Raw genomic sequence first — 17,606 nt, forward strand, 5'->3', positions numbered from 1 at the left:
TGGGCGCTTTGCGGTTGCTCGTCCCGATGCGCCGAGCCGGGGGCGGCTACCCTGAGGGGTGTGACTTCCCACGTCCCGGTGCTCCTGTCCAGTTCCTCGGTGTTTCCTGAGCGCACCGCGGCGGCGTTCCAGCTGGCCGCGGCGACCGGGTACGACGGCGTCGAGGTGATGGTCTGGACCGACGTGGTGAGCCAGGACCCCGGCGCGCTGCGCGGCCTGGCCGACCACTACGGGGTCCCGGTCCTCTCCGTGCACGCGCCCTGCCTGCTGGTCACCCAGCGGGTGTGGAGCCCCGACCCCTGGGCGCGGCTGCGCAAGGCCGCCGAGCTTGCCGAGACCCTGGAGGCGCCCACGGTCGTGGTGCACCCGCCGTTCACCTGGCAGCGGGACTACGCCCGGAACTTCGCCGACGGTCTCGCGAAGATCGAGGAGCAGTTCGGCGGCCTGCGCTTCGCGGTGGAGAACATGTACCCGGTGCGGATGGCCGGCCGGCAGTTCGTCCCGTACGTCCCGGGCTGGGATCCGACCGACACCGGTTACACCTCGTACACCCTGGACCTGTCGCACTGCGCCGCCTCGCACACCGACGCGCTGGCCATGGCCGACCGGATGGGCGCCGGCCTGGTCCACGTGCACCTGGGCGACGGCACCGGCGAGGGGCGCGACGAGCACCTGGTGCCCGGGCGCGGCGGCCAGCCCTGCGCGGAGCTGCTCCGCTCGCTGGCCGGCCGGGGCTTCACCGGCTCGGTGGCGGTGGAGGTCACCACCCGGGGCGCGAAGAGCCGCGCCGTCCGCGAGGCCGACCTCCGGGAGGCGCTGGAATTCGCCCGCGCCAACCTCACCGCCCCCTCCCCGGTCGACGCCTGACCCTCCGGGCAGTGGGGCGGGTCAGCTGACCGGGGTGAGGGTCTCCGCCTGTGCCGGGACGGTGACCTGCTCGCCGACGGCCGCCCGCTTGCGGGCGCGGTGCGCGGCCACGTGCGAGCGGGTCGCGCAGCGCTCCGAGCAGAACCGCCGGCAGCAGTTCGACGAGGTGTCCAGGTAGACGTTGCCGCAGCGCTCGTCGGCGCAGACCCCGAACCGGGCGCTGCCGTACTCGCAGAGCCAGACCGAGAGGCCCCAGACGGCGCCGGCCAGGTATTCCGACGAGACCGAGGCACCCCGACTGGTCACGTGCATGTGCCAGTCGCTGGAGTCGTGGCCGGAGATGCGCGGCTGCACCGGGAAGGCCTCCAGCAGCGTGTTCAGCTCCGTCACCGCCTCGGCGTCCCGGCCCGAGGTGCCGTACTCGAAGACGTCGCGCAGGCGCTTCTGCGCCCGCCGGAAGACCGCCAGATCCCGCTCCGCGACCTCGTCGCGCATCCACGCGTTGTCGTCGGGGAAGAGGGCCCGCAGGTCGTCGAGGTCGTCCAGACGGGCGTTGACGAGATCAACGCCGGTCCGGGCGTACGCGTCGAAGTTCACGACCCCAACGGTAGACGACTCACGGGGCACGCGGCGCGTCGATGTAGTGGGGCAGGAACCGCGCGTAACCGTCTGTGATGAGGCTCTCGCTCTCCCGTACGCCGGCCCCGGCCGATTCGCCGTCGACGATCCAGCTCCCCAGCACCATCCGGCTGCCGGCGAACTCCGGCAGCGCCCGGAACTCCTGGTAGCAGAAGCCCTCGTCGCCGTAGTCGCCCGGATTGGTGAACTCGGCGCCGCGGGTCACGATGCGTACCGAGCCGCCCTCGCGGCCGAGCAGCGGCTTGGCCACGTACTCGGTCATCCCGCGGGGCGAGTCCAGGTACGCGGGCAGCAGGTACTCGTGCCCCGGGTACAGCTCCCAGAGCACCGCCAGCAGCGCCTTGTTCGACAGGAGCAGCTTCCAGGCCGGCTCGATCCAGGTGGTCGGGGTGCCCGGCTCCAGCGCCGGCGGCCCGTACGGCTCGGCCAGCATCCACTCCCACGGGTAGAGCTTGAAGCAGGTGGTGATGGGCCGGTCGTCCCCGTCCACGAAGCGCCGGCCGTCCCAGCCGATCCGCTGGATCGGCATGAAGGTCACGTCCAGCCCGGCCTGGCGGGCCGTCTCGGCCAGGTAGCCGGCGGTGATCTGGTCCTCCCCGGACTCCTCCTCCTCGGACCAGACCACGTGCACCCGGGGGTCGTGCAGCCCCGCGCCGATCTTCGCCCACGCCCCGACCAGCCGCTCGTGCAGGCTGTTCCACTGGTCCGCGGCGGGCCGGGTGTGCTCCAGCCAGTACCACTGCACGATGCTCGCCTCGACCAGCGCGGTCGGGGTGTCGGCGTTGTACTCCAGCAGCTTCGGCGGCCAACTGCCGTCGTACCAGAGGTCGAAGCGGCCGTAGAGGGTCGGCGGGGCCTCGCGCAGCGACCGGGCGACCGCCTCCGCCGCCCAGGCCGGGATGCCGAACTCGGCGTACCGGTTGCGGGCCACGACATGCTCGGCGGCAGCCACCGACATCCGGTGCAGCTCCTCGGTCGCCTCCTCCAGCCGGAGCACCTCGTCCAGCTCGAAGGCGTACGCGGCGGTCTCGTCCCAGTACGACATGATCCCGCCGTCGGGCAGCTCGGTGTCGACGTACACCAGGCCCTGGCTGCGGATGGTGGCGTCCCAGTCCGGGCGCGGGGTGCTCACCTCGCGCCGCACGTCAGCCGCCGCAGGAGGCGAGGTGGGTGCCGAAGCCGCCCCGGTCGGGCAACGCGGCGGCGGCCGGGGCGGGGGTGTCCCGGGCGGCGGCCGCGGCGGGGACCCGCAGGGCCAGCGCGACGGTGTCGCCGCCGCCCCCGGCCGGGCCGAGGGCGCAGTCGTCATCGTCGTCGTAGCCGGTGTTGCAGCCGGAGAGGGTGAGCGCCAGGACGGTCAGCGTGCCGAGCTGGACGGTGGCCGACCGGAGCCGGCGTCGGGGGGTGCGTTCCACGTGATCGTTGTAGCTGATCCGCGCCAGCCCGGCGGCCCCGGGAACGCTGCGTGACGTTGCCGGCCGCCCCCCGGCGCGGCCCCCTGGGCGGGCGTTACGCTCGGCTCATGCTCCGTTCCGTCATCCTCGCCGCCTCCCGGTCATCCCAGGTCGAGCGGCTCGTCGCGACGGCCCCGTTCACCCGGGACGTCGTCCGCCGGTTCGTCGCCGGCGCCGGCACCGACGACGCGCTGCGCGCGACCCGCGCGCTCGTCGCCGACGGCCAAGCGGTGACCCTCGACTACCTGGGCGAGGACACCACCACTCCCGAGCAGGCGAACGCCACCCGGGACGAGTACCTCAAGCTGCTGCGCCTGCTCTCCGCCGCCGAACTCACCCCGGCCGCCGAGGTCAGCGTGAAACTCTCCGCGCTCGGCCAGATGTTCGACGAGCAGCTCGCGTACGACAACGCGCGGGCCATCTGCGCGGCGGCCGACGCGGCGGGCAGCACGGTCACCCTGGACATGGAGGACCACACCACCACCGACTCGACCCTGGACATCCTCGCCAAGCTGCGCAAGGACTACCCGTCGACCGGTGCGGTGCTCCAGGCGTACCTGCGGCGCACCGAGTCGGACTGCCGGGAGCTGTCCGGCGCCGGGTCCCGGGTGCGGCTCTGCAAGGGCGCGTACAAGGAGCCGGAGTCGGTGGCCTACCAGTCCGCCCGCGAGGTGGACAAGTCGTACGTGCGCTGCATGAACGTGCTGATGTCCGGGGACGGCTACCCGATGCTGGCCACCCACGACCCGCGGTTGATCGCCATCGGCGAGGACCGGGCCCGCTGGTTCGACCGCGGTCCGGACCGGTTCGAGTTCCAGATGCTGTACGGCATCCGCCCCGAGGAGCAGCGGCGCCTGGTCGGCGACGGCTACACCGTGCGGACCTACGTCCCCTACGGCGATCAGTGGTACGGCTACCTGATGCGCCGGCTGGCCGAGCGCCCCGCCAACCTGATGTTCTTCGGCCGTGCGCTGGTCTCGAAGAAGTGAGCTGACGGTTCGTCGAACGGGCCGGTGGGACGGGTGTCCCGCCGGCCCGTTCCGTGTTTCCGGCAACGGCTTGACGGCAAAAGCTAATGGCATTAGCTTTTTAGCTATGACGATTAGCCAGGTGGCGCGGGACGGCGGAACCATCGCGTACGAGGTGCACGGGGAGGGCCCGCTGGTGGTCCTCTCGCACGGCATGGGGGAGAACCGGGCGGCCTTCCGCCACCTGGTGCCCCGGCTGGTGGCGGCCGGCTACCGGGTGGCCTCGGTCGACGTGCGGGGGCACGGCGACTCCAGCCCGCACTGGCCCACGTACGCCCCGGCGGAGGTCGGTGCCGACCTGCTCGCCGTGGTGCGGGCGCTCGGCGGCGGCCCGGCCACCCTGGTCGGCAGCTCGTCCAGCGGGGCGGCCGTCGTCTTCGCCGCCCTCGACGCGCCCGACCTGGTCAACGGCATCGTGCAGGTCAGCCCGTTCGTCTCCCAGGCGCGGCCGAACGTTGTGCTGCGGCTGGCCCAGGCGGCCGTGCTGCGCAGCCCCCGGCTGTTCGGGATGTTCCACCGCACGCTCTTCCCGTGCGGGCGGCCGGACGACGACGCCGCGTACCGGAAGGAGATGGTGGCCAAGCTGCGCGGCCGGATGGCCGCGGTGCGCGGGGTGGTCGAGCCGGTCGAGCCGCACTGGACCGCGCGGGCCCGGGAGGTGCGGCAGCCGGTCCTGGTGCTGATGGGCACGAAGGATCCGGACTTCAAGGACCCGGGCGCGGAGGCGCGGGCCGCCCGGCGGCTCTTCGCCACCGCCGAGGCGCGGATGATCGCCGACTCCGGCCACTACCCGCCCGCCGACCAGCCGGACGCCACCGCCGCCGACCTCGCCGAGTTCCTGGCGGTGACCTCCCGTGCCTAGGGCCGGCCTCACCCCGCGGACGGTGGTCCGGGAGGCGGCCGTGCTCGCCGACGAGGTCGGGCACGACCGGCTCACCCTGGCGGCGCTCGCCGGCCGGCTCGGCGTCGCGCTGCCCAGCCTCTACAAGCACGTCAAGGGCATCGACGCGCTGCACCAGAAGCTCGCCGTGCTGGCCACCGCCGAGGTCGCCGACGAGCTGACCGCCGCCGCCGCGGGCCGGGCCGGCGGCGACGCGCTCCGGGCCGTCGCCACCGCGTTCCGGGAGTACGCCCGCAAGCATTCCGGCCGCTACCCGGCCACCCAGCGGGCGCCCGACCCCGACGACCCCGAGCACCTCGCCGCCGCCGAGCGAGCGGTCGGCGCGATCTACGCGATCCTGCGCGGGTACGGCCTGACCGGCGACGAGGCCGTCGACGCCACCCGGATGTTCCGGGCGGCGGTCCACGGCTTCATCACCCTGGAGGCGGCCGGCGGGTTCGGGCTGCCCCGCGAGATCGACCGCTCCTTCGACCAGATGGTGGCCGCGCTGGACACCGCGTACCGGGACTGGAGGTCCTGATGAAGGCTCTGCTGCTGGCGCTCATCTTCCTGCTGGAGTTGGCGCTGCTCGCCGCCGCCGGCTGGTGGGGCTTCACCCGCGACGCCGGCTGGCCCGTACGCCTGCTCGCCGGCCTCGGCGCGCCGCTGCTGATCGCCGTGGTGTGGGGCCTGTTCTGCTCGCCGCGGGCCAGCGTGTCACTGCCCGCCCCGGCCAAGCTCGGCGTCCAGGCCGCCTGCTTCGTCACGGGCGGGCTGCTGCTCGCGCTGGCCGGGCGCCCGGGATACGGGGCCGTGCTGGTGGCCCTCTGGGCGGTCGACAAGGCCCTGCTCACCGCGCTCGGCGACCCGGTCTGAGGCCACCCGCCCTGCTGTGCGCCCCGCGCCCGGCTTCTCTCCAGCCCCGGATGCCACTGGTCGAACGCCTGTCGAGCTGATATCACGAACGACTCACCGACCCGGCCCTCGCCGAGCCTGCCGGAGCAGAGGATCTCGGCGGCAACCGGCTCTTCCAGGGGCTGTGCGTTCGGCTCCTTCCCGGGGCCACTCACCTCCACGATCGTGTACGGCGCGGCCACCCGATCCGTGAGTCGTCTGCGATATCAGCTCGACAGGGGCTCGGAACACTTCGTTCGGGTGCGGGAGCGAGGTGGAAGCTGATTGGGTCACGACTGGCTCTGGCCGGATCGCCCCGACTGGTCGTACCCTTCGCCGGTGACCGACGGTGACGAGCGGCCCGCTGGCCCGGCTTCGGCGAGCCCCGCGCCAGGGACGTCGGCCGCGCCGAACGTACCAACCGTGCCGGCCGCACCGGGACGGTGGCAGCGGCGGCGGTCGCTGTGGGTCGTGCTCGCGCTGGTGTTCGTCCTGGTGGCGTGCGGGGTGCCCGGCGTACTCCTGGTCGGTCTGGTGGGGGACGCGGCCGGGCGTCCCGCGGCGGGCCGCGCCGACGACCCGGCCACGGCGGCCGGCCGGCGGCTCGGCCAGCGGATGACCGCCCAGCTCGACCGGCAGGCCAGCGCGCTGCTCGGCGGCGACCGGGCCGGCTTCCTCGCGGTGGCCGAACCGGCCGCCCGCCCCGCGCTGGCCCGCCGGTACGCCGCGTTGCGCGCGCTGCGAGTGACCGTGTGGCGGCCGGCGGCCGAGGGCCTGCCGGCCGCGGTCGCCGGGCGCCCGGGGGAGTGGCGGCTGGCGGTCACCGTCGGCTACTGCTTCGTGGTGCCCGGCTGCACCCCGGGCAGCGTGGAGATCGGCACCCGGTGGCGGCTGGCGGGGACGGAGCCCCGACTGGTCGCGGTCGAGGAGTCCCGGGCGAAGCCGGCCGGCGCCCGCCCCTGGGAGGTCAGTGACCTCGCGGTGGCGGTCGGGAAGCGGACGGTCGTCGCCACCACGCCCGCCCAGCGGGCCAAGCTGCCCGCACTGCTCGCCCAGGCCGAGGCCGCCGCGGCGGTCGCCGACCGGTACGCCCTCGCCGGCACCCCGCCGGACCGCTACCTGGTCTTCTACGCCGGGCGGACGGAGTGGCAGCGCTGGTACGGCGGCGGCCGCCCGAAGTGGACGGCCGGGTACGCGGTCGGCGTCGGTGGCGGACACCACGACGTCGTGCTGAACGCGCAGAGCCTCGCGCCCGCCGGGATCGACGACCTGCTCCGGCATGAGCTGACCCACGCCGCCTCGCTGCCCGACCGGGGCTACTCCGACCGGTCGAGCTGGTGGCTGGTGGAGGGGCTGGCCGAGTACGCGGGCGCGGACGGCCAGCCGGTCGGCCGGTACGAGGGCCTGGCCGAGGTGCGCCGGCTCGTCCACGGCGGGTGGAACGGCCGGCTGGACGCGCTGGCCCCCGCCGACGACGCGGCCGACGACCGGGTCGGGGGCGCCTACGGCGTCGGCTACCTGGCCGTCCGTCACCTGGTCGACCGGTACGGCGAGCAGCGGGTGCTGGACTTCTTCCGGGCCGTGGTGCACGAGCGGCGGCCGGTGGACGTCGCCGCCGCCGACGTGTTCGGCGAGCCGTGGTCGGCCCTGCACGACGACTGCGTCGGGTACGTCCGCGCGGTGGCGGGCTGACGTCCGGGCGGCCCGGGGCACAGCGGGTCGGCGGTTGGCGACGACCCGTAGCATGGGCCGGTGGCCCGCACCCACCCGCCGCGGCTGCCCGCGGCCGCCCGCCCCCGCCTGCTCATCGCCCTGTTCGCCGTCGTCGCCCTGACCGGCACCACGGCCGCGGCCTGCGGCGACGAGAAGGCCCCCGTCACGGTCGCGCAGGTCGGCCGGAGTCCGGTGGCAGAGGTGATCGACGCGCCGGCCACGGTGACCGCCCGGGCCGCCGCCACCCTCACCGCCCCGGCCGACGGCACCCTGGCCAGCCTGCGCGTGCAGCCTGGACAGCGGGTCACCCGTGGCCAGGTGCTCGCGGTGATCAGCTCGCCGTCCGCACAGGACCGGCTCCGGCAGGCGCGGGAGGCGCTGCGGGCCGCGAAGCGGGCCGGCCGGGGCGTCGGCGTCGGTGACCTGGGCGGCCGTCGGCGCGGTACGGACCAGGCCGCCGCCGAGGCGTTCGACGCCGCCCGGCAGGCCGCCGGGAAGGTCGGCGACCCGCAGCTACGGTCCGCGCTGCTGCTCCAGGTGGAGTCGGCGCAGCAGCAGTACGAGTCGGCCGCCCGCGCCGCCGACCGTGCGGTCGCCGCCGTGCAGCGTGGCGTGGCCGGCCTGAGCAGCGCCCTCGGTGCGCTGTCGGCCGCCCAGCGCCTCCAGGCCCAGCAGGCGTACGACCTGGCGAAGGCGACCGTCGACGCGTTGACCCTGCGCGCCCCGATCGCCGGGGTGGTGCAGCCCGGCGGCACCCGGGCCGCCGGCTCGGCGGACCTGGGCAGCCTGCTCGGCGCGGCCGGCGGCAACGTGCCCGGGCTCGACCCGTCGGCGCTCGGCACCGCCAGCCAGGGCGGCCCACCGCCGGGGGTGGACGACGCGGTCCCGCCGGGCGGCCGGGTCACCGCCGGCACGCCGGTGCTGACCGTGGTGGACACCGGCCAGCTCGGGCTGCTCGCCGAGGTCGACGAGACCGACGTGCTGCTGGTCCGGGCCGGCCTGACCGCCGCGGTGGAACTGGACGCGGTGACCGGCGCGAGCTACGACGCCACCGTCCGCTCGGTGGACGTGCTGCCCACCACCTCCGCCCGCGGCGGGGTCACCTACCGGGTCCGGCTCAGCCTTGGCGCGGGGCGGCTCGGCGAGGGGGAGCCCGCCCCGACGCCCCGCCCCGGCATGAACGCGGTGGTCCACCTCCGGGTCCGCGAGGCGGCCGACGCGGTGGCCGTACCCGCCTCGGCGGTCTTCTCCGCCGACGGCCGGGACGCGGTCTGGGTGCTGCGCGACGGCCGGGCCGACCGGGTGCCGGTCACCGTCGGCGTGCAGGGGCAGGACCTGGTGCAGATCGTGAGCGGCCTGGAGGCCGGCGACCGGATCGTGGTGCGCGGTACCGACCGGGTGCACGACGGCCAGGAGTTGAAGTGAGCCGGGCACCGGCGCCCGGACGGCGGGCGGGCCGGTGACCGGGACGCTCCCCGCCGGCGTGCCGGCGATCGAGGCGGTCGACGTGTCCCGGACGTACCAGCTCGACGGGGTGTCGGTGCCGGCCCTGCGCGGCGTGTCCCTCACCATCGACCCCGGCGAGTACGTGGCGGTGATCGGGCCGTCCGGCTCCGGCAAGTCCACGCTGATGCACCTGCTCGGCGGGCTGGACCGGCCGACCGACGGCCGGCTGGTGATCGGTGGCCGGGACGTGGCCGACCTGTCCGCGCCCGAGCTGGCCACGTTGCGCAACGAGACCATCGGCTTCGTCTTCCAGGCGTTCCACCTGCTGCCCCGGACGTCCGCGGTGGACAACGTGGCGCTGCCGCTGGTCTACCGGGGGATCGGCGCCCGGCAGCGGCGGGAGCGCGCGGCGGCGATGCTCGGCCGGGTCGGGCTCGGGCACCGGCTGGACCACCGACCCAACCAGCTCTCCGGCGGCGAGCAGCAGCGGGTGGCGATCGCCCGCGCGCTGGTCACCGACCCGGCGGTGCTGCTCGCCGACGAGCCCACCGGCAACCTGGACACCGCCACCGGCGAGGCGGTGCTGGAGCTGCTGGAACGGCTGAACGCCGAGTCGGGGGTGGCCCTGGTGATGGTGACCCACGACCAGGAGGTGGCCGGCCGGGCCCGCCGGAGGATCGCCGTCCGCGACGGTCTGATCAGGTCGGACACCCGTCATGATCGACCGCTGTCCGGCGTCGGCGGCCGACCTGAGACACTGGACGACGCTCCCAGCGCGGAGCCCCGGTTCGCGTCCGGACGCGGCCCGGGGCACCCGTCCGGTGGCTCCGGTGGCGCCGCCGGAGCCGCCGGACGCCTTTCCGGGCCGCCGCCGGACACGGAGCCGGGGTCCGGAGGTGTCCGGTGAGGGTTGCCGAGGCCTGGCGGGTGGCGCTGGACGCGCTGCGGGCCAACCGGATGCGCAGCGCGCTGACCATGCTCGGGGTGATCATCGGGGTCGCCTCGGTGGTCATCCTGGTGGCCATCGGCACCGGCACCAAGCACAAGGTCGAACAGCAGGTGGAGGGGCTCGGCTCCAACCTGCTGCTGGTGGTGCCCGGCCGGATCGATGTCGGCACCGCCCCGGTGGTGTCGCCGCTCGACCTCAAGGACGTGGACGCCGTCTCCCGCGTGGTCGGTGACCCCGGGCGGGTGGCGGTCACCGTCACGTCCGGGGCGACCGTCCGGGCCGGCAGCCGCTCCGACTTCACGACCGTGCAGGGGGTGCTGGAGAGCACTCCGGCGGTGTTCACCCGCTCGCTCGCCCGGGGGCGCTACCTCACCGGGGCCGACGTGGACACCAGCCGGCGGGTCGCGGTGCTCGGCGCCTCCGTGGCGCGGGCGCTCTTCCCCGACCGGGACCCGCTCGGCCAGCAGATCGCGCTGGCCGGGGTCCGGTTCCGGGTGATCGGTGTCTTCGCCCCGCTCGGTCAGAGCCTGGGCGTGGACCGCGACGACGAGGTGCACATCCCGGTGACCGCGGCGCAGCGGCTCTGGGGGACTTCGCGGATCGACGGCATCGCGGTCAAGGCCCCGGACCGGGAGCGGATCGGCGAACTGGGCGACCGGATCGTCGCCGAACTGTCCCGGCGGCACCCGGACACCGAGTTCAGCGCGGTCACCCAGCAGCAGATCCTGGGCGTGCTCGGCGACATCCTCGGCGTGCTGACCGGCGTGCTGGCCGCCATCGCCGGCATCTCGCTGCTGGTCGGCGGGGTCGGCGTCTCCAACATCATGCTGGTCTCGGTACGCGAACGGACCCGCGAGATCGGCCTGCGCAAGGCGGTCGGCGCGCGGCCCCGGGACATCGGGGTCCAGTTCCTGCTGGAGGCCGTGCTGCTCACCTCGATCGGCGGGCTGACCGGGATGGCGCTCGGCGTCGGCACCGCGCTGCTGGTCGACGCGGTATCGCCGATCCCCGCGGCGATCACCTGGTGGTCGCTGGCGCTGGCGTTCGGCGTCTCGGCGGCGGTGGGCATCGTCTTCGGCGTCGTACCCGCCCAACGGGCGGGCCGGCTCGACCCCGTGGTGGCGTTGCGGGCCGAGTGACGTACCCGGCTGCAGCGGGGACGGGCCAGCTCGATCCGGTGGTGGCGCTGCGGGCCGAGTGACGGCCGGAGGCGGGTGGGACGGTCGCGGCCGCGGGGGGCCGCCGGGAACGGGACGAGACGCCCTTCGAGGCGGAAAATGCCAGGTCAACCGGGGGACATTCCATGATCATTCGAAGGAAGGGATCGCGCCGGTCACAGCCGCCCCGCTACCGTACTGGTAACACGCGCGTTGCTCGTCGTGGCCGGATGAACCGGTCCGGTGGCACGCGCCGGGCATGGGAATGGGTCGGTGAGCCATGGCCGGGTCGCAGTCCGACGCACGGCTGTCGGATGTCAAGTTCCTGACCGTCGCCGAGGTGGCGACGGTCATGCGGGTGTCCAAGATGACGGTCTACCGTCTCGTGCACAGCGGTGAGCTGACCGCGGTACGGGTCGGCCGGTCGTTCCGGGTGCCCGAGCACGCCGTGCACGAATACCTCCGGGGCGCCTTCCAGGAGACCGCCTGACGCCTCGGCGGCCAGGCCGTCGAGTGCGACGAAAGGGGCATCGACGGGGGCGCGTTGGTCCTGCTGACGCACTCCGGCTACCCTGGACCCCGACCGTGACCGCACCCTGGTGTGCCCTGCCCACCACGCTGGTCCGGTCCGTTGTCCGCAAGCGGTCACGACGCCACCGGCGGTGGTGTCTCCCGGTCCGCCCCGCACGTTGCATCGAAAGGCTGTCGTATGGGCTCGGTGGTCAAGAAGCGCCGCAAGCGCATGGCTAAGAAGAAGCACCGCAAGCTGCTGCGCAAGACCCGCGTCCAGCGTCGCCGCCTCGGCAAGTGACCGGAGCCGGGCCCCCGCCCGGCATCCGGCACCACTTGCCAACTGTCGACCCTCGGAGGCTCAGGTGATCAGGCCGTGGACGTCCCGGCTCGATCCCGCCTGCCGCGCAAGGCGCACGACATGACCCCCGGTGGCACCCCAGGTGCTCCGGGGGTCGTCGTCGTGACCGGGGTCGGCCGCTACCTCGGCGCGCACGTCGCCGCCCGCCTCGCCGCCGACCCGCGCATCGAACGCGTCATCGGGGTCGACCCGGCCGCCCCGAACCCCGAGCTCACCGATCTGCTGGCCGGGGTCGAACTGGTGCGGTTGGACCTCGACTCGCTCGGTGGCCTGCTGATCGACCTCGACGTCGACGCGGTGGTGCACCTGGCCCTGGTCACCGCCCCCGACCCGCAGCACGGCGGCCGGGCGGCGATGAAGGAACAGAACGTCATCGGCACCATGCAGCTGCTCGCCGCCTGCCAGCGGGCGCCCCGGCTGCGCAAGCTCGTGGTCCGCTCCTCGACCGCCGCGTACGGGGTGTCGTTCCGCGACCCCGCCGTCTTCACCGAGGAGACCGAGCCGCGCGAGGTGCCGCGCGGCGGTTTCGGCCGCGACATCCTCGACATCGAGGGGTACGTCCGCGGGTTCCGCCGCCGGCGCCCCGACGTCACCGCCACCGTGCTGCGCTTCGCGCCGTTCATCGGCTCCACCGCCGACACCACGCTCACCCGTTACTTCTCCCAGCCCGTGGTGCCCACCGTCTTCGGCCGGGACCCGCGACTCCAGTTCGTCCACTTCGACGACGCCCTCGAGGTGCTGCACCGGTCGGTCGCCGAGGACCACCCGGGGACGTACAACGTCGCCGGGCCGGGGGTGCTCTCCCTGTCGCAGGCGATCCGCCGGGCCGGCCGGGTGGCCGTGCCGGTGCTGGAACCGGGCCTCGCCGGGGTCGCCGCGATCGCCCGCAGCATGGGCTTCGGCCGGTACGGGTTGGACCAGGTGGACCTCTTCGTGCACGGTCGGGTGGTGGACACCAGCAGACTGGAGCGCGAGTACGGCTTCACGCCGCGGACGACCGCCGCCGCGTTCGACGACTTCATCCGCGCCCACCACGGCGGGGTGGTGGTGACCCGGGACCAGCTCGCCGCCGCCGAGCAGCTCGTCCTGGAGAGCATCCGGCAGGTCCGGGCGGCCGTACGGGAGCGCTCGTGAGCGGGGCGGAGGAGCGCGGCGAGGCCCGCTACGACGTACCGCCGGCGGTGCCCGCGCCGGACGCGGAGCCGGCGCGGCGCAACGGGCACCGGCGGGCCACGATGGCCGCCGCCGAGCCCGTGCCGACCGGCGGCCAGGGGGCCGCCGACGAGCCGGACACCTCCGCCGACGAGCCGGACGCCACCGGCGAGCCGGCGCGTGCCGGGGCGGACGTGGCCGGCGATGACGCGGCCACGCGGAAGGCGGTCGCCAAGAAGACCGTCGCCAAGAAGGCTGTGGCGAAGAAGGCTGTGGCCAAGAAGGCCGTCGCGAAGAAGGTGCCGGGCGGCGCGGCGGGCGCGCCGGGCGACACCGGCGTGCCGGCGGCGGGTCGGCCCGGCGAGCGGACGGCCGGCGAGCGGTCGGGAGGCGACGCCGGGGCCGGCACGGCACCCGGGCCGGCGGTCGCGGACCGGCCGGGGGACCACTGGGACCGGAAGGTCGCGAAGGGACTCGCCTTCCTGCGACGCCGGCTCTCCGGGGACTACGAGGTCGACGAGTTCGGCTTCGACCCCGACCTGACCGACGCCGTCTTCCACCCGCTGGTCCGGCTGCTCTACCGGGACTGGTTCCGCACCGAGGTCAGCGGGATCGAGCACGTGCCGGACGCCGGCGCCGGACTGGTGGTCGGCAACCACTCCGGCACCGTGGCGCTGGACGCGCTGGTCCTGGCCACCGCGCTGCACGACCGGCACCCGGCCCACCGCTACCTGCGGCTGCTCGGCGCCGACCTGGTCTTCCGGATGCCGGTGGTCTCCGAGATCGCCCGCAAGACCGGCGGCACGGTGGCCTGCAACCCGGACGCGGAACGGCTGCTCGGCAACGGCGAGCTGGTCGGGGTCTTCCCCGAGGGCTTCAAGGGCGTCGGCAAGCTCTACTCCGACCGGTACAAGCTCCAGCGGTTCGGCCGGGGCGGCTTCGTCTCGGCCGCCCTGCGTACCGGCACGCCGATCGTGCCGGTGGCGATCGTCGGCGGCGAGGAGATCTATCCGATGCTCGCCGACATCAAGCCGCTCGCCCGGCTGCTCAAGCTGCCGTACTTCCCGGTGACGCCGACCTTCCCCTGGCTGGGGCCGCTGGGCATGGTGCCGCTGCCGAGCAAGTGGCTGATCCAGTTCTGCCCGCCGATCCCCACCGCGCATCTGCGCGACTCGGCGGACGATCCGCTGGTCGTGTTCAACCTCGCCGACCAGGTCCGGGAGACCATCCAGCAGACCCTGCACCAGCTCCTCGAACGCCGCCCCGACCCGTTCGGCCCCTGACCCGGCCGGTCAGTCGGTGCGGTTGCGGCGGCGGTGCAGGGCCAGGCCGGCGGTGACCGCGCCGGCGACCAGCCCGGCGGCGGCCGTCGACGGCACGGCGATCTTGACGGCGCGACGGCCGGTGCGGAAGTCGCGGACGTCCCAGCCGCGCTCGCGGGCCTGGCGGAGCAGCGCCGGGTCCGGGTTGACCGCCACCGGGTGACCCACCGTGGAGAGCATCGGCAGGTCGTTCGCGGAGTCGCTGTAGGCGGCGCAGCGGCTCAGGTCCAGCCCCTCGACCGCGGCGAGCTGGGTGACCGCCTCGGCCTTGGCCGGCCCGTGCATCAGGTCGCCGACCAGCCGCCCGGTGTACGCCCCGTCGACCACCTCGGCGACGGTGCCGATCGCCCCGGTTAGCCCGAGCCGGGTGGCGATCACCCGGCCGATCTCCACCGGGGCGGCGCTGACCAGCCACACCCGCTGGCCGGCGTCCAGGTGCCGCTGCGCGAGCTTGCGGGAGCCGGCCCAGATCCGCGGCGCCATCAGCTCGTCGAAGATCTCCTCCGTGAGCCGTTCCACGTCGTCCACCCGCCAGCCCTGGATGAAGGCGAGCGCCGCCTCCTTGGCCTGGGACATGTCCCCGGCGTGCTCCGTGGCGAGCAGCCGGAACTTCGCCTGCTGCCAGGCGAACCGGGCCAGGTCACCGGTGGTGAAGTACTTCCGGGCGGCCAGCCCGCGGGCGAACCAGTAGATGGACGCGCCCTGCATCATCGTGTTGTCCACGTCGAAGAAGGCGGCGGCGGACGGGTCGGGTGTGGCCGGGGGTGCCTCCGGGGTTTCCGACCAGCCGACGGTGTGCCCGTGGACCGAGTTGTCGGAGGTGCTGACCGTCACCTTCCGGGTCCGGGACATGGCGATCTCCCTCCCCTCGACGACCGCGTACGCCCTCCGCCACGAGCCTATCCGGCGCTCGGTGACGGCCGGATGTCCGTCGGGAGAAGTGTGGCGGGAATGGCTGTCGCGCCGGGCCGGGCCGGGGGCCGGTCAGCGGGCGGCGGGGCAGGCGCCCGGGGCCGGGCCTAGGGCGTCGCTGGCCGCCGGGGTGGGCAGCCCGCAGGCGATCGCCGCGCGGAGCTCGTCGGCCCGCTTGCCCACCGCGTCCAGAAGGGCCAGCGACCGGCGGGTACGGTCCCGGTCGGCGTGGTCCGCCCGGTCGAGCAGCCCGCTGACCGCCCGCCGCTGGCCGGTGAGGAACGCGTCGATCGCGTCCAGGCCCGTCGGGTCGGAGCGCTGGGCCGCGACGGTGGTCAGCAGGCGTACGCCCTGTCGGGTGTCGGCGTCCATGTCGTCCAGGACGGCGCTGAAGCCGAGCCGGTCACCGTGCACGGTGGCGGCCTCGTCGAGCCGGGTCCGGGCGAAGTCGAGGAAGAGCTGGCCCCGGCTGATGTCCGAACCGGTCAGCGCGAGCTGGGCGCGTTCCGTGGAGCGCTTCATGCCGTAGAGGGCGTCGCCGGGCAGCGCGTTCTCGCTGGCGGCGGAGATGCCGGAGAGGGCCACCGCCCCGGCGGCGATGCCGACCAGGATGGCTCCCCGGGCCCGGGCGCGGCGGCCGGTCACCGCCGGCAGCAGCGATCCGCGTACGCCGGTGCCCGCCGTGCCGGCCCGGCTCTTCGCCGGCGCTCCCGCGGCCTCCCGTTCGGCGGTGGCGACGAGCATCGCGCGCAGCCCGGTGCGGAACTCCCCGTCGACCTCGACGGTCGGCCGGTCGGCGGCGAGCCGCTGACCCACCGCGACGAGTGCGGCGAGTTCGTCGTCGGCGCGGGAGCGGACGTGGTGCCGCCGGCCGCCGTTGGCCTCGTCGAGGAGTTGCGCGAAGCGCTCGGCACGCCGACGGGAGAAGAGGTTGCTGTCCACCGCAGGCACCCCCTCTCGCTGGTCACGGCCGGGCTGGCCGTCGTCGTCACCAGCGACCGGTGGCAGCGTGACGCCGACGGCTGACCGAGACGGCCAACCGTGCCCGCCGGACCGGGTGGCCCGGGGGACGCCGGACAACCACTGGTCGCACCCGGAGAAACGGACCGCGCCGGGTGCCGGTTACGGGGCGGCGGGCGGCGAAATCACGAAGCGTGATCGTCGTCACGGGCCGACGGGAGAGACGGGTACCCGTCCCGGCGGGCCGCCCGGGACGGTTCGGAGGTGCCGTGGGATCAGGGCTGGAAGCCGTCGGGCAGGAGGCGGGCCAGGGCCCGCACCGCCCGGTACTGCAACGCCTTGATCGCGCCCTCGTTCTTGCCCATGGCCCGGGCCGTCTCGGCCACCGAGAAGCCCTGGAGGAAGCGGAGCACGATGCACTCCTGCTGCTCCGGGTTGAGCTGCTTGACCGCTGTGAGCAGGGCGACGTTGGTGATGTGCTCGACCACCGCCGCCTCCGGGCTGCCCTCCGGCCCCCGGTCCTCCCGGTCGGCGTCGAGCACGTCGCCGGTGGTGACCTCGAGCCGGTAGCGCCCGGACTTGAAGTGGTCGGCGACCAGGTTGCGGGCGATGGTGACCAGCCAGGCGCCGAGGTCGCGGCCCTGCCAGGTGAAGCTGCCGATCCGCTTGAGCGCCCGGAGGAAGGTGTCCGAGGTGAGGTCCTCGGCGAGCTGCCGGTTGCCGACCCGGAAGTAGACGAACCGGAAGACGGTGTCCACGTACCGGTCGTAGATCAGGCCGAACGCCTCGGCCTCGCCGGCCTGCGCCCGCTCGACCAGAGCCCAGACCTCGGTCGCCGGGTCGGACGGGTCGGGGCGGCTGGGGTAGCCGGTGTCCGCGGTGGCGGGCACCGCCGGCAGGATGGCCGTGTCGGCGGCGGGGACCGCCGGCAGCACCGCGGTCTCGGCGGCCGACGGCTCCGGGTTGGCCGTGACCTCGCCGCGGCGGCCCTGCGCCGGCATGGTCGGCCGGGACGGTGAGCCGAGCCGGGCGCTGGCGGGCTTCGCGTTGCTCCCGGGCACCGCGGGACGCGCCGGCGCCTCGTTGTGGTGGGTGCGGTTGCGACCCCGCCGCATCCCCTCACTCCGTACCGCGGCGAGGCTCCACATGCTCTCCGCCGAGGTGCGGGCCTCGTCCGGCAACTCCAGCCGTTCGTTGACCGGGGTCCGCTGGATCGGGCCGGTCAACCCGGCCGGCCGCTCCGCGTAGCCGAAGGTGGTCACCGCGCCTCCCCGATCCAGGCGGGGGACGGCCGCACCGGGCGCTGCGGCGTCGCGGCGGGACCGGGTACGCCCCGGCCGGGCAGGGCCGTTCCGGGACGTG

At 74.7% G+C, this 17,606-nt stretch carries 19 protein-coding genes; 13 read left to right on the top strand and 6 right to left on the bottom strand.

Annotated features, from left to right (window positions below; all coding sequences use genetic code 11):
* Nucleotides 1-60: 60 nt before the first annotated feature.
* On the top strand, nt 61-867 hold the full coding sequence (locus ACGFI9_RS16330) for a sugar phosphate isomerase/epimerase family protein (RefSeq protein ID WP_393178773.1): 807 nt from the start codon (nt 61-63) through the stop codon (nt 865-867).
* A gap of 21 nt (nt 868-888) precedes the next feature.
* On the opposite strand, the gene ACGFI9_RS16335 is transcribed toward ACGFI9_RS16330, so the two are convergent.
* From ACGFI9_RS16335 to ACGFI9_RS16345, 3 genes are read right to left on the bottom strand one after another with little or no spacing between them, the layout of a single operon-like run.
* Entirely contained in the window at nt 889-1,464 is a 576-nt protein-coding gene (locus tag ACGFI9_RS16335; RefSeq protein ID WP_393178774.1) for a CGNR zinc finger domain-containing protein, read from the bottom strand.
* Between the two features lie 19 nt (nt 1,465-1,483).
* Nucleotides 1,484-2,650 (bottom strand): glutathionylspermidine synthase family protein, encoded by a 1,167-nt coding sequence (locus ACGFI9_RS16340; RefSeq protein WP_393178775.1) that lies wholly within the window; start codon nt 2,648-2,650, stop codon nt 1,484-1,486.
* A gap of 1 nt (nt 2,651) precedes the next feature.
* Nucleotides 2,652-2,921 carry a hypothetical protein gene (locus ACGFI9_RS16345; RefSeq protein WP_393178776.1) on the bottom strand — a complete coding sequence of 90 codons (270 nt, stop codon included), beginning with the start codon at nt 2,919-2,921 and terminating at the stop codon, nt 2,652-2,654.
* Nucleotides 2,922-3,028: 107 nt separating this feature from the next.
* Between ACGFI9_RS16345 and ACGFI9_RS16350 the strand changes: the two genes are divergently transcribed.
* From ACGFI9_RS16350 to ACGFI9_RS16405, 12 genes are all read left to right on the top strand, one after another.
* Nucleotides 3,029-3,949 (top strand): proline dehydrogenase family protein, encoded by a 921-nt coding sequence (locus ACGFI9_RS16350; RefSeq protein WP_393178777.1) that lies wholly within the window; start codon nt 3,029-3,031, stop codon nt 3,947-3,949.
* A gap of 106 nt (nt 3,950-4,055) precedes the next feature.
* Nucleotides 4,056-4,850 (top strand): alpha/beta fold hydrolase, encoded by a 795-nt coding sequence (locus ACGFI9_RS16355; protein ID WP_393178778.1) that lies wholly within the window; start codon nt 4,056-4,058, stop codon nt 4,848-4,850.
* A complete protein-coding gene (locus ACGFI9_RS16360) occupies nt 4,843-5,409 on the top strand; it encodes a TetR/AcrR family transcriptional regulator (RefSeq protein WP_393178779.1) in 567 nt (188 codons plus the stop codon). The genes ACGFI9_RS16355 and ACGFI9_RS16360 overlap by 8 nt, the downstream gene beginning before the upstream one ends.
* Entirely contained in the window at nt 5,409-5,744 is a 336-nt protein-coding gene (locus ACGFI9_RS16365; protein ID WP_393178780.1) for a YrdB family protein, read from the top strand. Before ACGFI9_RS16360 ends, ACGFI9_RS16365 begins: the two co-directional genes overlap by 1 nt.
* A gap of 441 nt (nt 5,745-6,185) precedes the next feature.
* A complete protein-coding gene (locus ACGFI9_RS16370; RefSeq protein ID WP_393178781.1) occupies nt 6,186-7,454 on the top strand; it encodes a hypothetical protein in 1,269 nt (422 codons plus the stop codon).
* A 60-nt stretch (nt 7,455-7,514) separates the two neighbouring features.
* Nucleotides 7,515-8,900, top strand: coding sequence for an efflux RND transporter periplasmic adaptor subunit (locus ACGFI9_RS16375; RefSeq protein WP_393178782.1), 1,386 nt, complete (start codon nt 7,515-7,517; stop codon nt 8,898-8,900).
* A gap of 34 nt (nt 8,901-8,934) precedes the next feature.
* The gene (locus ACGFI9_RS16380) at nt 8,935-9,828 is read left to right on the top strand and encodes an ABC transporter ATP-binding protein (RefSeq protein WP_393178783.1); all 894 of its coding nucleotides are present in this window, start codon (nt 8,935-8,937) and stop codon (nt 9,826-9,828) included.
* Nucleotides 9,825-11,009: an ABC transporter permease gene (locus tag ACGFI9_RS16385; RefSeq protein ID WP_393178784.1), complete on the top strand. Its 1,185-nt coding sequence runs from the start codon at nt 9,825-9,827 to the stop codon at nt 11,007-11,009. The genes ACGFI9_RS16380 and ACGFI9_RS16385 overlap by 4 nt, the downstream gene beginning before the upstream one ends.
* A 298-nt stretch (nt 11,010-11,307) precedes the next feature.
* A complete protein-coding gene (locus tag ACGFI9_RS16390) occupies nt 11,308-11,517 on the top strand; it encodes a helix-turn-helix domain-containing protein (protein WP_377528757.1) in 210 nt (69 codons plus the stop codon).
* A gap of 219 nt (nt 11,518-11,736) precedes the next feature.
* A complete protein-coding gene (locus ACGFI9_RS16395; RefSeq protein WP_007465623.1) occupies nt 11,737-11,838 on the top strand; it encodes a 30S ribosomal protein bS22 in 102 nt (33 codons plus the stop codon).
* Nucleotides 11,839-11,958: 120 nt separating this feature from the next.
* Nucleotides 11,959-13,032, top strand: coding sequence for an NAD-dependent epimerase/dehydratase family protein (locus ACGFI9_RS16400; RefSeq protein ID WP_393178906.1), 1,074 nt, complete (start codon nt 11,959-11,961; stop codon nt 13,030-13,032).
* A 500-nt stretch (nt 13,033-13,532) separates the two neighbouring features.
* A complete protein-coding gene (locus ACGFI9_RS16405; RefSeq protein WP_393178907.1) occupies nt 13,533-14,333 on the top strand; it encodes a lysophospholipid acyltransferase family protein in 801 nt (266 codons plus the stop codon).
* A gap of 9 nt (nt 14,334-14,342) precedes the next feature.
* Here ACGFI9_RS16405 and ACGFI9_RS16410 read toward each other — a convergent pair whose 3' ends face one another.
* From ACGFI9_RS16410 to ACGFI9_RS16420, 3 genes are all read right to left on the bottom strand, one after another.
* On the bottom strand, nt 14,343-15,224 hold the full coding sequence (locus ACGFI9_RS16410; RefSeq protein ID WP_393178785.1) for an HAD family hydrolase: 882 nt from the start codon (nt 15,222-15,224) through the stop codon (nt 14,343-14,345).
* A 132-nt stretch (nt 15,225-15,356) separates the two neighbouring features.
* Nucleotides 15,357-16,226 (bottom strand): DUF5667 domain-containing protein, encoded by an 870-nt coding sequence (locus ACGFI9_RS16415; protein ID WP_393178786.1) that lies wholly within the window; start codon nt 16,224-16,226, stop codon nt 15,357-15,359.
* Nucleotides 16,227-16,519: 293 nt separating this feature from the next.
* Nucleotides 16,520-17,506, bottom strand: coding sequence for an ECF subfamily RNA polymerase sigma factor, BldN family (locus tag ACGFI9_RS16420; protein WP_393178787.1), 987 nt, complete (start codon nt 17,504-17,506; stop codon nt 16,520-16,522).
* Nucleotides 17,507-17,606 lie beyond the last annotated feature (100 nt).

Origin of the sequence: Micromonospora sp. NPDC048930, assembly GCF_043197935.1 — a bacterium.
GTDB lineage: Bacteria > Actinomycetota > Actinomycetes > Mycobacteriales > Micromonosporaceae > Micromonospora.